General features: G+C 54.2%; 17 protein-coding genes and 1 other RNA gene. 11 read left to right on the forward strand and 7 right to left on the reverse strand.

Features of this window, described 5'->3' with window-relative positions:
• Positions 1–3: 3 nt before the first annotated feature.
• Positions 4–1,290 (forward strand): HlyC/CorC family transporter, encoded by a 1,287-nt coding sequence (locus tag AC4ICF_RS17620; RefSeq protein ID WP_439209997.1) that lies wholly within the window; start codon positions 4–6, stop codon positions 1,288–1,290.
• A gap of 51 nt (positions 1,291–1,341) precedes the next feature.
• Here AC4ICF_RS17620 and grpE read toward each other — a convergent pair whose 3' ends face one another.
• Positions 1,342–1,935 carry a nucleotide exchange factor GrpE gene (gene grpE, locus AC4ICF_RS17625; protein WP_032644906.1) on the reverse strand — a complete coding sequence of 198 codons (594 nt, stop codon included), beginning with the start codon at positions 1,933–1,935 and terminating at the stop codon, positions 1,342–1,344.
• A gap of 122 nt (positions 1,936–2,057) precedes the next feature.
• Between grpE and nadK the strand changes: the two genes are divergently transcribed.
• The 3 genes from nadK (at position 2,058) to bamE (ending at position 5,160) form a co-directional block, all read left to right on the forward strand.
• Positions 2,058–2,936, forward strand: a complete 879-nt coding sequence (gene nadK, locus AC4ICF_RS17630) for an NAD(+) kinase (RefSeq protein ID WP_008502500.1) — start codon at positions 2,058–2,060, stop codon at positions 2,934–2,936.
• A gap of 85 nt (positions 2,937–3,021) precedes the next feature.
• Complete coding sequence (gene recN, locus AC4ICF_RS17635) at positions 3,022–4,683, forward strand: DNA repair protein RecN (RefSeq protein ID WP_316380193.1); 1,662 nt, start codon at positions 3,022–3,024, stop codon at positions 4,681–4,683.
• A gap of 138 nt (positions 4,684–4,821) precedes the next feature.
• Complete coding sequence (gene bamE, locus AC4ICF_RS17640; RefSeq protein ID WP_316380192.1) at positions 4,822–5,160, forward strand: outer membrane protein assembly factor BamE; 339 nt, start codon at positions 4,822–4,824, stop codon at positions 5,158–5,160.
• Positions 5,161–5,263: 103 nt separating this feature from the next.
• Here the strand turns inward: bamE and AC4ICF_RS17645 are convergent, their stop codons facing one another.
• Both AC4ICF_RS17645 and AC4ICF_RS17650 read right to left on the reverse strand, forming a co-directional pair.
• Positions 5,264–5,551 carry an RnfH family protein gene (locus AC4ICF_RS17645; protein ID WP_316380191.1) on the reverse strand — a complete coding sequence of 96 codons (288 nt, stop codon included), beginning with the start codon at positions 5,549–5,551 and terminating at the stop codon, positions 5,264–5,266.
• Complete coding sequence (locus AC4ICF_RS17650; RefSeq protein WP_008502504.1) at positions 5,541–5,978, reverse strand: type II toxin-antitoxin system RatA family toxin; 438 nt, start codon at positions 5,976–5,978, stop codon at positions 5,541–5,543. Before AC4ICF_RS17650 ends, AC4ICF_RS17645 begins: the two co-directional genes overlap by 11 nt.
• Before the next feature lie 156 nt (positions 5,979–6,134).
• Between AC4ICF_RS17650 and smpB the strand changes: the two genes are divergently transcribed.
• Both smpB and ssrA read left to right on the forward strand, forming a co-directional pair.
• On the forward strand, positions 6,135–6,617 hold the full coding sequence (smpB, locus tag AC4ICF_RS17655) for an SsrA-binding protein SmpB (RefSeq protein ID WP_008502505.1): 483 nt from the start codon (positions 6,135–6,137) through the stop codon (positions 6,615–6,617).
• A gap of 89 nt (positions 6,618–6,706) precedes the next feature.
• Positions 6,707–7,070, forward strand: a transfer-messenger RNA (tmRNA) gene (ssrA, locus tag AC4ICF_RS17660).
• Between the two features lie 141 nt (positions 7,071–7,211).
• Here ssrA and AC4ICF_RS17665 read toward each other — a convergent pair.
• The 3 genes from AC4ICF_RS17665 to AC4ICF_RS17675 all read right to left on the reverse strand — a co-directional run bounded on the left by AC4ICF_RS17665 (position 7,212) and on the right by AC4ICF_RS17675 (position 10,053).
• Positions 7,212–8,258 carry a bifunctional transcriptional activator/DNA repair enzyme AdaA gene (locus AC4ICF_RS17665; RefSeq protein ID WP_316380187.1) on the reverse strand — a complete coding sequence of 349 codons (1,047 nt, stop codon included), beginning with the start codon at positions 8,256–8,258 and terminating at the stop codon, positions 7,212–7,214.
• Positions 8,242–9,018: an isocitrate lyase/PEP mutase family protein gene (locus AC4ICF_RS17670; protein ID WP_316380186.1), complete on the reverse strand. Its 777-nt coding sequence runs from the start codon at positions 9,016–9,018 to the stop codon at positions 8,242–8,244. The genes AC4ICF_RS17665 and AC4ICF_RS17670 overlap by 17 nt, the downstream gene beginning before the upstream one ends.
• Positions 9,019–9,147: 129 nt before the next feature.
• Positions 9,148–10,053, reverse strand: coding sequence for a LysR family transcriptional regulator (locus tag AC4ICF_RS17675; protein ID WP_316380185.1), 906 nt, complete (start codon positions 10,051–10,053; stop codon positions 9,148–9,150).
• A gap of 119 nt (positions 10,054–10,172) precedes the next feature.
• Here AC4ICF_RS17675 and AC4ICF_RS17680 point away from each other — a divergent pair, with 119 nt between their 5' ends.
• From AC4ICF_RS17680 to AC4ICF_RS17690, 3 genes are all read left to right on the forward strand, one after another.
• Positions 10,173–10,778, forward strand: coding sequence for an NADPH-dependent F420 reductase (locus AC4ICF_RS17680; protein ID WP_316380184.1), 606 nt, complete (start codon positions 10,173–10,175; stop codon positions 10,776–10,778).
• Between the two features lie 18 nt (positions 10,779–10,796).
• Positions 10,797–11,678, forward strand: coding sequence for a helix-turn-helix domain-containing protein (locus AC4ICF_RS17685; protein ID WP_316380183.1), 882 nt, complete (start codon positions 10,797–10,799; stop codon positions 11,676–11,678).
• 101 nt (positions 11,679–11,779) lie between these two features.
• Entirely contained in the window at positions 11,780–12,526 is a 747-nt protein-coding gene (locus AC4ICF_RS17690; protein WP_316380182.1) for an SDR family oxidoreductase, read from the forward strand.
• A 53-nt stretch (positions 12,527–12,579) separates the two neighbouring features.
• On the opposite strand, the gene AC4ICF_RS17695 is transcribed toward AC4ICF_RS17690, so the two are convergent.
• Entirely contained in the window at positions 12,580–13,302 is a 723-nt protein-coding gene (locus AC4ICF_RS17695) for an SDR family oxidoreductase (RefSeq protein ID WP_316380181.1), read from the reverse strand.
• A gap of 98 nt (positions 13,303–13,400) precedes the next feature.
• On the opposite strand from AC4ICF_RS17695, the gene AC4ICF_RS17700 reads away from it, so the two are divergent.
• On the forward strand, positions 13,401–14,318 hold the full coding sequence (locus AC4ICF_RS17700; protein ID WP_316380180.1) for a LysR family transcriptional regulator: 918 nt from the start codon (positions 13,401–13,403) through the stop codon (positions 14,316–14,318).
• Positions 14,319–14,522: 204 nt separating this feature from the next.
• A complete protein-coding gene (locus tag AC4ICF_RS17705; protein ID WP_028014145.1) occupies positions 14,523–14,879 on the forward strand; it encodes a hypothetical protein in 357 nt (118 codons plus the stop codon).
• Positions 14,880–15,204: the final 325 nt, after the last annotated feature.

Consider the following 15,204-nt stretch of genomic DNA (forward strand, 5'->3'; position numbering starts at 1 on the left):
CCCCTGGAACACATCTCTACCACCACGCTGATCGTTATCCTGATCGTCATGGTGGTCATCTCCGCCTATTTCTCCGGCTCGGAAACCGGCATGATGACCTTAAACCGTTACCGGTTGCGTCATCGTGCTAAACAGGGTAACCGTGCCGCCCGTCGCGTTGAAAAACTGCTCCGCAAACCGGATCGGCTGATAAGCCTGGTGCTTATCGGCAACAACCTTGTCAACATTCTGGCCTCAGCCCTCGGCACCATCGTTGGGATGCGTCTGTACGGCAACGCCGGGGTGGCGATTGCCACCGGCGTGCTGACGTTTGTGGTGCTGGTGTTTGCCGAAGTACTGCCAAAAACTATCGCCGCGCTTTACCCGGAAAAGGTGGCCTACCCGAGCAGCTTCCTGCTGGCGCCGCTGCAGATCCTGATGATGCCGCTGGTCTGGCTGCTGAACATGGTGACGCGTGTTTTGATGCGGATGGTGGGAATCAAAGCGGACGTCACTATCAGCAGCGCGCTCAGCAAAGAAGAGCTGCGCACCATTGTGAACGAATCCCGCTCGCAGATCTCCCGGCGCAATCAGGATATGCTCCTGTCGGTGCTGGATCTGGAAAAGGTGAGCGTGAACGACATCATGGTGCCGCGTAACGAAATCGTCGGTATCGACATCAACGACGACTGGAAAGCCATTGTCCGCCAGCTGACGCACTCCCCGCACGGGCGCATCGTGCTGTATCGCGACTCGCTGGATGACGCCATCAGCATGCTGCGCGTGCGCGAAGCCTACCGTCTGATGACCGAGAAAAATGAGTTCACCAAAGAGGTGATGCTGCGCGCCGCCGACGAGATTTACTACGTGCCGGAAGGAACCCCGCTCAGCACGCAGCTGGTGAAATTCCAGCGCAACAAGAAGAAGGTCGGCCTGGTGGTCAATGAGTACGGCGATATTCAGGGGCTGGTGACGGTCGAAGATATTCTGGAAGAGATTGTCGGGGACTTTACCACGTCAATGTCGCCTTCCCTCGCGGAAGAGGTTACCCCGCAAAACGACGGTTCGGTGCTGATTGACGGTAGCGCGAACATTCGGGAACTCAACAAAGCCTTTAACTGGCATTTGCCGGAAGATGAAGCTCGTACCATGAACGGGATGATTCTGGAAGCGCTGGAAGAGATCCCGGCGGCGGGCACGCGGGTGCGCATTGAGCAGTACGATATTGATATCCTGGACGTGCAGGACAATATGATTAAGCAGGTGAAGGTGCTGCCCGTCACGCCACTTCGGGAAAGTATTGCCGAATAAAACGTAGGCCGGGTAAGGCGAATGCCGCCACCCGGCACTACAGGTAGCAAATTACGCTTTCGCTTTCGCGACGGTCACCATCGCAGCGCGAATGGTACGGCCGTTCAGGGTGTAACCTTTCTGCATCACGCCCAGCACTTTACCGGCTTCAATCTCTTCAGATTCAACCATCGCGATGGCCTGGTGAACGTTTGGATCCAGCGGCACATCGGTATCCGCAATCACTTCCACGCCAAACTTACGCACCACGTCGAGCATGGATTTCAGCGTCAGTTCGATACCTTCGATCATCGCCGCGTTGTCCGGATTCGCTTTGTCAGCCACTTCCAGCGCGCGATCGAGGCTATCGATCACCGGCAGCAGTTCGTTGACGAATTTCTCCAGCGCAAATTTATGCGCTTTCTCAACGTCCTGCTCGGTACGACGACGCAGATTTTCCATTTCCGCCTTGATGCGCAGAACGGTGTCGCGTTCGCGATTCTGTGCTTCTACCAGTTGGGCTTCCAGATTCGCAATTTTTTCATCGCGCGGGTCCACCTGCTCAGCAGATGCGTCTGGCTCTACAGCCTCAACCTCATCGTGCTGTTCCGTGATAATTTCTTCAGGGGCTTGCCCCTCAGGCGTTTTCTGTTCTTTACTACTCATGAATTTCTCCGCGTTTTTCTGCATTCATCTCGCTAACTTCGCTTATTATGGGGATCAGTTTCCTGGATTCAAGGGAACAAGAGAGATTGTCATCATTCATCAGGCACAAGGACCTCCAGAAAATGAATAATCATTTCAGGTGTATTGGGATCGTCGGGCATCCGCGTCACCCTACCGCATTGACGACACATGAAATGTTGTATCGCTGGTTGTGTAGCAAAGGCTATGAAGTGATGGTCGAGCAGCAGATTGCGCAGGAACTGCAGCTGAAGAGCGTCAAAACCGGCACGCTGGCGGAAATTGGCCAACAGGCCGATCTCGCCGTGGTGGTGGGCGGCGACGGCAATATGCTCGGCGCGGCACGCACGCTGGCGCGTTATGACATCAAGGTCATCGGTATCAACCGCGGCAATCTCGGCTTTTTAACCGACCTCGACCCGGACAATGCGCAACAGCAGCTGGCCGACGTGCTGGAAGGTCACTATATCAGTGAAAAACGTTTCTTACTGGAAGCGCAGGTGTGCCAGCAGGACTGTCAGAAGCGCATCAGCACCGCGATTAACGAGGTGGTGCTTCACCCCGGTAAAGTGGCGCACATGATTGAGTTCGAAGTTTATATCGATGAAATCTTTGCCTTCTCCCAGCGTTCTGACGGACTGATTATCTCCACGCCAACCGGCTCAACCGCCTACTCGCTTTCTGCGGGCGGCCCTATCCTGACGCCCTCTCTTGATGCCATCACCCTGGTACCGATGTTCCCGCACACGCTCTCCGCCCGCCCGCTGGTGATTAACGGAGACAGCACGATACGTCTGCGCTTCTCGCACCGCCGTAACGACCTGGAGATCAGCTGCGACAGCCAGATCGCGCTGCCGATCCAGGAAGGTGAAGATGTTCTTATTCGCCGGTGTGATTACCACCTGAATTTGATTCACCCGAAAGATTACAGCTATTTCAACACATTAAGCTCGAAGCTTGGCTGGTCAAAAAAATTGTTCTGATTTTGCATCCAGGACTTTACTGTATAAAAAACCAGTTTATACTGTATGAAAACACAGTTATGGTTTTTCATACAGGAAAACAATTATGCTGGCACAACTGACCATCAGCAACTTTGCCATTGTTCGTGAGCTTGAGATCGATTTCCACAGCGGCATGACGGCGATCACCGGGGAAACCGGTGCGGGTAAATCCATTGCCATTGATGCCCTCGGCTTGTGCCTTGGCGGCCGTGCAGAGGGCGACATGGTGCGCATGGGCGCAAACCGTGCCGATCTGTGCGCGCGTTTCTCTCTGAAAGACACCCCTGCGGCCCAGCGCTGGCTGGAACAGAATCAGCTCGAAGATGGACGTGAGTGTTTACTTCGCCGCGTGATCAGCAGCGACGGACGCTCACGTGGCTTTATCAACGGCACGGCGGTCCCGCTCTCCCAGCTCCGCGAACTCGGCCAGCTGCTTATCCAGATCCACGGTCAGCATGCGCATCAGCAACTCGTCAAACCAGAACAGCAGAAAGCCCTGCTTGATGGCTATGCGGGTGAGTATGCGCTTACTCAACTCATGGCGGAGCACTACCGCCTGTGGCATCAGAGCTGCCGCGAGCTCGCTCAGCACCAGCAGCAAAGCCAGGAGCGCGCCGCACGTGCGGAGCTACTGGCGTATCAGCTAAAAGAGCTGAACGAATTCAACCCGCAGGCGGGTGAGTTTGAGCAAATCGACGAAGAGTACAAGCGCCTGGCCAACAGCGGCCACCTGCTCTCAACCAGCCAGAATGCCCTCAACATGCTGGCAGATGGCGAAGACGTGAATCTCCAAAGCCAGCTGTATAATGTCCGTCAACTGGTCACCGAGCTGGCCGGCATGGACAGCAAGCTTTCTGGCGTGCTGGATATGCTGGAAGAGGCCGCGATTCAAATCTCTGAAGCCAGTGACGAACTGCGTCATTACTGTGAGCGGCTGGACCTCGACCCGAACCGTCTGTTTGAGCTGGAGCAGCGCCTTTCCCGTCAGATCTCACTGGCGCGCAAGCACCATGTCACGCCGGAAGAACTGCCAGGCTACTATCAGTCTCTGCTGGAAGAACAGCAGCAGCTTGACGATCAGGCTGATTCGCAGGAAACCCTCTCTCTGGCCGTTAACCTGCATCATCAGCAGGCGCTGACCACGGCGAAAAAACTGCATGAGATCCGCCAGCATTACGCTCAGGAGCTCGGCCAGCACATCACCGATAGCATGCACACGCTGGCGATGCCGCACGGCTTCTTCACCATTGATGTCCGTTTTGAAGAGAACCACCTGACGGCAGAAGGAGCGGATCGCATCGAGTTCCGCGTCACTACCAACCCGGGGCAGCCGCTGCAGGCAATCTCCAAAGTGGCATCCGGCGGTGAACTGTCGCGTATTGCGCTGGCGATTCAGGTGATTACCGCGCGTAAAATGGAAACCCCGGCGCTGATTTTCGATGAAGTGGATGTCGGCATCAGCGGCCCAACGGCGGCGGTGGTAGGTAAACTGCTGCGCCAGCTAGGTGAGTCAACGCAGGTAATGTGTGTCACCCACCTGCCGCAGGTCGCGGGCTGCGGTCATCATCACTTCATCGTCAGTAAAGAAACCGACGGCGAAATGACCGAAACGCACATGAAGCCGCTGGATAAACGTGCGCGTCTGCAGGAGCTGGCACGTCTGCTCGGCGGCAGCGAAGTCACGCGTAATACCCTCGCGAACGCGAAAGAACTGCTGGCGGCATAAACTTTTTCGGGATCTCAGGGTCATACAGAACAACAAAAACGCCGCCAGACCGGTTTCAAAGTGGGGCAAGGTCTATTATCATCGGCATATTACATATGAGCCGCGTTCTGCTCGGGCCCGAAAAGGAATCAAATCACTATGCGTTGTAAAATGCTGACCGCTGCCGCAGCGGTTCTTCTGATGTTGACCGCAGGCTGTTCCACTCTGGAGAAAGTGGTTTACCGTCCTGACATCAACCAGGGGAACTACCTTACCCCTAACGATGTGTCCAAAATCCGTGTGGGGATGACACAACAGCAGGTCGCTTATACACTGGGAACCCCGATGATGACCGATCCATTCGGCACTAATACCTGGTTCTATGTATTCCGTCAGAAGCCGGGTCATGAAGATGCGACCCAGCAGACCCTGACGCTGACCTTCAGCAGCACCGGCGTGTTGACCAACATCGACAACAAGCCTGCCCTGACCAAATAATCAGAAGCCAGAAATGCAAAAAGGTGCTCATTGAGCACCTTTTTTGTATTTCTTTTATCCCCTCGCCCCTTTGGGGAGAGGGTCAGGTTGAGGGGAAAACACGCTACTTACTCGCTTTCTCCGCACGCTGGCGACGCAGCTCTTTCGGGTCGGCGATCAGCGGACGATAAATCTCCACCCGGTCTCCCTCTTTCAGCACGTCGCCAAGCTTCACCGGACGGCTGTATATCCCGACCTTATTCTTCGCCAGGTCGATATCGCTACGAAGCTCAAGGATACCGGACGCGAGGATAGCCGCTTCTACGGTTGCCCCCTCTTCCAGCGTCACGCGCTGCAGATACTGCTTATCCGGCAGCGCGTATACCACTTCAACAGCGATCTTATGCGACACTGTAAACCTCTTTGGCGCGGGTGGTGAACGCCTGAACCATATTCGACGCCAGCTCTTTAAAGATGCGGCCAAACGCCAGCTCAATCAGCTTATTGGTGAACTCAAAGTCCAGATGGAACTCAATGCGGCAGGCATCAGCGCTCAGAGGTGTGAACTTCCAGCCCCCCATCAGCGTTTTAAACGGGCCATCCACCAGATGCATCAAAATACTCTGATTGTTGGTCAGCGTATTGCGGGTGGTGAACGTCTTGCTGATCCCCGCTTTGGAGACATCCACCGCCGCAGTCATCTGCGTCGGGCCAGACTCCAGAACGCGGCTCCCGGTACATCCCGGAATAAACTCTGGATAAGACTGAACATCGTTCACTAACTGATACATTTGTTCCGCGCTGTAAGGCACAAGCGCAGTACGGCTAATCTGAGGCATAGCATTTTCCATGGTCACACAACGGACAAATAATAACATTTATCACCTGTTAAAAAAACGCTAAGGCTCATCTCGTGCTAAGATAGCGCGTTAGACCTCACAGGACGCAATGAGGTGACTTTTTGAAATCAGATTACCGACGGCTTTACGACACTTATGACGAAGAAAAAAGCACATAAACCAGGCTCGGCGACCATTGCGCTCAACAAGCGTGCTCGCCACGAGTATTTCATTGAAGAAGAATTCGAAGCTGGCCTTGCGTTGCAGGGCTGGGAAGTAAAATCGCTGCGCGCCGGGAAAGCCAACATCGGCGACAGCTACGTGATTCTTAAAGATGGCGAAGCCTTCCTGTTCGGCGCGAACTTTACGCCGCTGACCGTCGCCTCGTCACACTACGTATGTGACCCAACGCGCACCCGCAAGCTGCTGCTGAACAAGCGTGAGCTGGAATCCCTCTACGGACGCATCAACCGTGAAGGTTTCACCGTGGTCGCCCTGTCGCTGTACTGGAAAAACGCCTGGTGCAAAGTGAAAGTTGGCGTCGCGAAAGGTAAAAAACAGCACGATAAACGTACTGACCTGAAAGAGCGCGAGTGGCAGTTGGATAAAGCGCGCATCATGAAAAACGCAGGACGTTGATTCTGCACACTTATTGTACTATTCAATAAGTTAGCGTTCCGGGCTGGTATCCAGGAAGTGAAATCTGGTATACTCAGTTCAACACTATTGGGGCTGATTCTGGATTCGACGGGATTTGCGAAACCCAAGGTGCATGCCGAGGGGCGGTTTGCCTCGTTAAAAGCCGCAAAAAAATAGTCGCAAACGACGAAAACTACGCTTTAGCAGCTTAATAACCTGCTCTGAGCCCTCTCTCCCTAGCTTCCGCTCTTAAGACGGGGATCAAAGAGAGGTCAAACCCAAAAGAGATCGCGTGGAAGCCCTGCCTGGGGTTGAAGCGTTAAAACTAATCAGGCTAGTTCGTTAGTGGCGTGTCTGTCCGCAGCTGGCGTGCGAATGTAAAGACAAACTAAGCATGTAGTACCGAGGATGTAGAAATTTCGGACGCGGGTTCAACTCCCGCCAGCTCCACCAAAATTCTCCATCGGTGATTACCAGAGTCATCCGATGAAGTCCTAAGAGCCCGCACGGCGCAAGCCCTGCGGGCTTTTTTGTGGCTGCAATTTATCCCGCGAAGTTCGCAAAACATTCCGGCTACACTGGAACATTACGCCATCAAACATTGTTTCGCTCATGTTCAATAAGCCATTCCTTGCGCGAAATACCGCCGCCGTAACCCGTCATCTTTCCATCTTTGCCAATTATCCTGTGACAAGGGATCACAATCGCAATCCGGTTTGCACCATTAGCAGCAGCGACGGCGCGTACAGCATTGGGCTTATTCATCCTTAGCGAAATGGCCTGATAGTGCGAGGTCTGTCCATAGGGAACAGCACGCAACTCATGCCAGACGGATTGTTGAAAATCGCTGCCAGGGGCATCTACAGAGAGCTCAAACTGTCGGCGAGTTCCAGCAAAATACTCGCTGATTTCTTTTACTGCCTGCCGGGTATGGCTGTTTTCTCCGGTGACAATTCTGGCGTTAAATAAACGCTGGATATCGCGGAACTCTGTTTCTAACATCCGGCGATCGGTAAACTCCAGCAGACAGACTCCCCGCTCTGTCGCACAGACAAACATAGGCCCAAGCGTAGTGGTAAACCGATGAATGACAATCACCTCGGCTGCCTGAGTCGGCGCTGCGCCAGTAAGCCGCTTGTAGGTGTAACCAAACCCGCTCAGGGATTCATAGCCATTGTCCAGCGCAACGTCAGTAGCCGCTCGCCCGCTTTTCAGCTCCTGCAGGGCAACGTTCACCCGCTGCATTCGCTGGAAAGCCTGAAAAGTGATGCCGTGATGTTGCAGGAACCAACGCCTTACCCGCTCCGGACTGATCCCCTGCTGGCGAAGCTGCGCGTCAGCCACGCGGGATTTAATATCGCGCCTGACAAGCGCAAGCGCCTGTTCAACATATAATGGCGCGCTGTGCGCATTTTCAGCGGGTCTGCAGACTTTACAGGGACGAAACCCGGCCGCCAGGACAGATTTGGCATCTTTATAAAATTCGACATTTTCGCGCCTGGGCTTTCGCGCCCGGCATACCGAAATGCAGAATACGCCAGTGGTTTTGACGCCAACAAAAAATACGCCGGTATATTCTGAATCTCGTTCGAGTAATGCCTGATACCAGATATCACACAAATTCTTATCGGTTATTTTCATCGCTAAAAAGTCCTGCAAACGTCTGACGAGTTCGAATCGTATGCATTACATCACTCAGCCTTGACTGCATGACTGAATGAACAAAATTGCCCATTGAAATGCGGTTTACCCCGGCCAGCTTAAGCCTGTCGAACGACGGAAGATCGGGCATACACATGACGTTCAGGGGCAGACCCGTTGCCTCTGCAATGAGGCTGATGTCTTTCTCTGACGTCAGACAGGGAACAAAAAGGCCATCAGCACCTGCTGCTTTATAGCGCTGACCCCGTAATATCGTCTCCTGCAATGCGTCTTCATGCCCGAGCAGGTAGGCGTCAGTCCGGATGTTCAGAAACAGGCTACAGTTTTCTCTTCTCAGCGCATTGCTTACTGTTCCCAGATTACGGGAAAAATCAGAGACATCGTCAAGCTGACGCCCCCCATTAATGACTCTGCTGTCTTCAAGGTTGACGCCTGATACGCCTGTCTGAGCAAGGCGCCTGAGATTAGCGACTATCTCTTCGGCTGAATCACCATATCCGGCTTCCATGTCAACGCTCAATGGCAGGCTGTTGACAGCCCGGATACGGGTGACCACATAAAATAACTCATCAAACGGCATTCCCTGCCCGTCTTCATATCCCAGCGTGGACGCTATTGCTGCACTGGACGTTCCCAGTGCCTGGTAGCCTGCTTCTTGCGCTGCGACAGCGCTGGCGGCGTCCCAAACGTTGGCGATCAGCAGGGGCTCATGCTGGTTGTGGAGTTCTGCAAAATTCATATTCATCTCCTCTCAATAGATTGAAAATGAATCTAAGCATTCAGTAAGAACGTCACAACCGAAATTCAGACGACCATTTTTTTAGCAAGCGTAGTCTGGATTCGCAGAGCGGCCCGTTTGAAAGACCAGTCAGATCTGGTGTAAACCAGATGCGCTAACCTGCATTTTAAGCTTATTAATGAACCAGCGCCCAGCCGGGCCTGGAGGATGTTCTTCTAAATGCACGGCCTGCATGGCAAAGCCCGGTCCGACATCAGGCTGCATCTGCAAATTCAACGTGACCAGTTTACCCGTCGCAAGATCCTCCTCAACCACTGGCAGCGGCATATAGCCCCAACCAAGCCCGGCGCGCAGGAAGGCGTGCTTCGCGCCCATATCGGCCAAATGCCAGGTTTTTGACGACATCACGCCAAAGCTCCGGCCCACGGTAAGCGACGAGCGATCGGCCAGCACCAGCTGAACGTGTTCCGCTAAAAGCGAGCGGAGGATCGGCCCTGGCAGGTTAGCCAGCGGATGTTCAGGAGAGACAACGGCCACGGCTGGCACGCTGAGAAGAAATTCTGAGGTACATTCAGGCGGAATATGCGGCAGCGAGCCGATAATCGCCACCCGACAGTGGCCGTCCAGCAGAGGCTGGAGCACCGCCCCTAACGCTTCCACATACAAACGCAGCGGCGTGTCGGGAAAGATCTGATGAAACGCCTGCACCGCAGCGGTGAGCTGCGCAACGGGAAACATCACATCGACGGAGACCGCCAGTTCAGGCTCCAGGCCTTCGGCTAAGGTGCGCGCCTTAGCCTTAAAGGCGTCCATCCCGGCAGCGGCAAGGCGCGCCGCTTCCAGCATCGCGACGCCCGCCGCCGTCAGTTTCGGATAACGCCCTGAGCGATCGAATAATGGAAACCCGACCTGCGCCTCAAGATTGGCCAGCGTCGCGCTGACAACCGACTGCGCGCGCCGCAGTTTACGCCCGGCGGCCGAAAAACTTCCCTCATCAACGGCGGCAATAAATGTGCGCAGTTGATCAACAGACATACCGTCCAGCATGTATCGCTCCGGCAGATGGAATCCATCTAATTATATAGGCTATTCAGATAGGTCGAAGATTACTACTCTCTACGCATGTTCACTACTCTTCCTGAAGGAAATTACGCATGAAAACAACAACTGTAGGTATTATCGGCGCTGGTGCAATCGGGCAAGCCTTTGCGAAACAGCTGGTAAATGCGGGCATGAACGTTATTCTGAGCAACAGCCGCGGGCCGGAAAGCCTGTCTGATGTGGTTGAAGGATTGGGTCGTGGTGCTCGCGCCGGCACCGCTCAGCAGGCCGCTGAAGCCGACATCGTTTTTGTCAGCACTAACTGGGACAAAACCGAAGCCGCGTTAAGCGGAATTACCTGGAATGGACGCATCCTGATTGATGCCACGAACCCGGTACTTTTGCCAGGCTATAAGCTGGCAGAACTGGGGGGGAAAAACTCAAGCCAGGTTGTGACCCAGTGGGCGCCGGGAGCACGCGTCGTCAAAGCCTTCAATACCCTTCTTGCAGGGGTGCTGGCTCAGGATCCGGCGCAAGCGGGTGGCCGTCGTGTCGTCTTTATCTCCGGAGACGATGCAGATGCGAAGGCGGAAGTGAAAGCGTTAGCCGGGCAGCTGGGCTTCGCAAGCATTGATTTAGGCAGTCTTGAGATCGGCGGGACGCTACAACAATTCCCTGGTGGGCCTCTTCCGGCGATTAATCTGGTGCAACTGGCATAGCAAAAGGCAACGATAACGATGACTCAGCGAACTTCCGCAGAGACGTTTGAAGAATACCTTCCCGGCAAGCTGCTCAGGGAGCATCGGGCGCAATCTTCCCGGGATGTATTCGTTCAAATTCTGGCCCGCAGACAAGTCCAGGAAAACGTCATTATTCCGGCGGTTCCGGAGCCCTTTATCGTCTGGATCCTCTCTGGTCAAGCCGTTGTTGAGGAGCGCTCCCCCGGTGAGGCGTGGTTAGCAAACCGCGTTACCGCAGGCGATTTCTTTCTCACAACGGCGGCCTCTCCCACTGAAATGCGGTGGCAAGCCGAGCCAAATATACCGTTCGTCGTCATGCACGTGTATATCGGCGTGGCCATGATGCAGGAGTGTGAACTGCGGGAAGTCTCCGGCGCGCGCGACGAAACGCTATCCGCCCTGCTGGAACAGATACGCCAGGAGCTGTATCTGCATACTCCCCCAAGCGGCCCCTTTATCCAGGGAATTGCCCAGGCGCTGGCGGTACACCTGGTTCGCACCTACGGCACGCGTACGAAACGACACCGTGGGGGGCTACAGGCATTTAAACTGCACCGGGTCTTCACGGCAATGCGAGAAGGGTTGGCCCAGCCGTTTGACCTGGCACGGCTGGCTAAGCTTACCGATCTCAGCGAATACCATTTCAGCCGCGCCTTCAAACAGTCGACCGGGCTTTCGCCTTCCCACTATTTTATCCGGCTACGCATGGAGGAAGCGCGCCGCATGCTGTCGGAAACCAATGATTCTATTATCAATATTGCTTTGAACGTGGGATACACCAGCCCCAGCCACTTTGCTGCCGTCTTCCTCAGGCATAACGGCGTAACGCCCTCGCACTATCGCAGCGATATCGTTCGCAGCAAAAGTCCGACAGTTTGAGCAAAAGCCCGCGCGAAGCCACCGCCTGAAACATCCATTATTGACCCGTACTTCAGACGTTCTTTCTGAAGCGTTGAAATTAACTCTCACGAGGATCAGTTATGGAACTTAAAGATAAAGTCGCTCTCATCACCGGTGCTTCAAGCGGGATTGGTGCCGCCACGGCAAAAAAATTAGCGGCACAGGGCGTCAGGGTCGGTCTCGCCGCCCGCCGCCTGGATCGCCTGCAGGCGCTGGTCTCTGAAATTGAGGCTGCCGGCGGTGAAGCCATTGCGCTGGTTATGGACGTCACTGACCCGGCCTCGGTTAATGAAGGGGTCGCGACACTGCACAAACGCTATGGCCACATTGATATCGCCTTCAATAACGCCGGGCTGATGCCGCTCTCTGATATTGCCAGCCTCAAAGTCGATGAATGGCACCGAATGGTAGACGTGAACGTAAAAGGCCTGTTTAACACCGTAGCGGCCGTACTGCCGATTATGCAGTCGCAGCGGTCTGGTCACATCATCAATACCTCGTCGATCGCCGGGCGCAAAACGTTCCCCGGGCTTGGGGTGTACTGTGCGACGAAGCACGCCGTTGCCGCCTTCTCGGATATTTTGCGTATGGAGCTGGCGCCGCAGTTCAACATTCGCGTCACATCGCTCCAGCCGGGTGCCGTAGAAAGTGAATTATTCGAGCATATCAGTGACGACAATTATCGCGCGCAGATGGAACAGCTGAAGGAGAAGATGACGTTCCTGAAAGCCGATGATATCGCCGACTCGATTGTTTACGTGCTGCAGGCACCGGAACATGTGGACGTGGCAGAGCTGTTTATTATGCCGACCGAGCAGCCGTGGTAAGAAAGTAAAGCGGGTCAGGCAACGGCCTGACCCGCAAATTTTCATCCGCGACGTTAGTTCGCAGATGCCGTCGGTCTGATCGTGATTTCTGTTGTATCGACACTCTCAGGCGCCTCGATGATGTGGCGCACGGCGCGGGCGATATCAGCAGGTTTAAGGGCAATGGCACGGTACGCGTCCATCGCCGCCATGGTTTCCGGGTGCGTAATGGTCGAGGCCAGCTCGCTTTCCACCACCCCAGGGTTAACGCAGGTCACGCGGATGTTAGAACTTTCCTGACGTAAACCATCCGAAATCGCCCGTACGGCAAATTTGGTCGCACAGTACACGGCTGCCGTGGGCACAACGGACAAGGCACCAATCGAGCCAATATTAATGATTTGTCCCGAGCCCTGGGCTTCCATAATCGGCAGAACTGCGCCTATCCCCCACAGCACGCCCTTGATATTCACGTCAATGGTGCGCTCCCACTCATCCTGCTTGCCTGCCGAAAGCGGAGAAAGAGGCATGATGCCCGCGTTATTAATCAGCACGTCAATGCGGCCCCACTTTTCACGCGCTGCCTGCACGAAGTCAGCCATTGACTGGCGGCTGGTAACGTCTAAGACTGCGGCCTCTGCTTCCCCTCCTGCACTGCGGATTTCAGCAGCCAGGGCGGTAATGCGATCCAGCCTGCGAGCGCCCAGGAAAACCTTCGCGCCTGCCTTGCCCAGCTCTCTGGCAATACCTTCTCCGATACCGCTTGAGGCACCGGTAATTAAGATGACTTTGTTCATGTTTTGCTCCTTCAGTTGAGTTCAAGGTGATAATAGATACTCATCATTGTTTCTTGTATCCTGCCCTTACTGGACTCACTGGTTAGCAATGTTAAACAATGAAAATCGATCTCAATCTGTTACCCGTTTTTCTGGCGGTCGCCGAGGAGCGCAGCTTCAGCGCTGCCGCCGTGCGGCTGGGCATAACCCGCTCCGCTGTCAGTCAGGGGATTAGACGTCTTGAAGATGGTTTTCAAACCCTGCTGGTGATGCGCACCACGCGCTCGGTAAGCCTCACTGAAGCAGGTGAACAGCTGCGTAAATCGCTGCAGGGCCCCGTCGCCAATATTGAAGCGGCCTTTGAAGACGTGGCGTCGGACAGCACACCCCGCGGCCAGCTCAGAATCGCGGTCACCTCAATTGCGGAAGCGTTTCTCTCTGGCCCGCTGCTCGCGTCGTTTGCGGCTGCGCATCCTGCGGTATCACTTGATATCTTCGTGTCGGATGAGGAGTTCGATATCGTGGCGGCGGGCTATGACGCCGGGGTAAGGCTGGGTGAAGTTATTGAAAAAGACATGATCGCCGTTCCCCTTACGGGCCAGCAGCGTGAGAGGGTGGTGGCTTCCCCGTCCTATCTGGCGGCTCACGGCGTACCTGAGCACCCCCGCGAGCTGGTTACTCACCGGTGTATCGGCTGGCGCCCTGCACCGGACGTTGCCCCCTATCGCTGGGAATTTGTGGAGGCGGGCGTTCCCTTCGATGTAGCGATTGAACCGCAGATCACCACAAACGATCTGCGCCTCATGCTCAGCCTGGCACTGGCCGGCGGCGGCATAACCCTAGCCACAGAGGATACATTCATACCGTATATTGAATCGGGGCAGCTTGTTGCCCTCCTGGATACGTTTCTTCCCTCTTTTCCAGGCTTTTATCTCTATTTCCCCCAGCGTCACAATATGGCGCCCAAGCTAAGAGCCCTGATCGAGCACGTCCGCCAGTGGCGACAGCCAGCCGCAACGCAAACTGTTCATCGCTAACAGGGCGCAGACCCTGTCATGCAGATTTTCCTTACCCTGCCGCCGCCCTTTGAGAAACATCAACGATACCGCCTTCCTCCCATGGAAAAGTAAAAACGGACACAAGATACTTTGATCTCATTACAGTTTTTTCCTAAAGCCACCCCGCTTCGTCTGTGCCATGCTGAATCACGCTCATAACCGATAACGTTAAATGAGGATATTATGAAAAAAACAATTATCGCATTATCTGCCGTTCTGCTGGCTTCCCCAGTTTTTGCTGCGACCACACATGCAACTGACGATACCGTCGCTGCGGCGAACGCAAACGCCAACGAAGCGAAGCAAAAACTGCACGAAGAGCAGAACAAAGGTGAAGAGCTGAAGCTGAAACAGCAGCATGCTGCGGAAGGTAAGAGCGAAAGCTTTGGCAGCAAAGTCAGCGAAGATTCCCAGAAAGCCTGGCATAAAACCAAAGAAGGCACCGAGAAAGGGTGGGATGCCACTAAAGAAGGCGCTGAGAAAGGCTGGAATAAAACCAAAGAAGGTGCCAGCGAGCTGGAAAAGAAAGTCACTGAATAACCGACACACTCACCTCAGGGCCGCGTTATCGGCCCTTTTTATTGCTTCGAACAGAGAGTATTAATGCAAACGTCCGACTGCCCATCCCCGTGGCCATATTTTTTCGACATCCATATCAGGCAAATGAATGAACCGCATTGAAAATAAAGCAGGTTATTATATTTCCGCTCGCAGTAGCAGAATCCCCACAACATATAAGAATATATTTTAAATTCTAATTAATATAATATATCCTACATCAAAAATGTTACCCTAACTTAAACACAAATTAAGCAGATTTAAATAATAACATTTTTAATTACATTCAAAAACGTCACTACCAATT

Source organism: Enterobacter sp. ECC_219_Taxon_10, assembly GCF_058354905.1.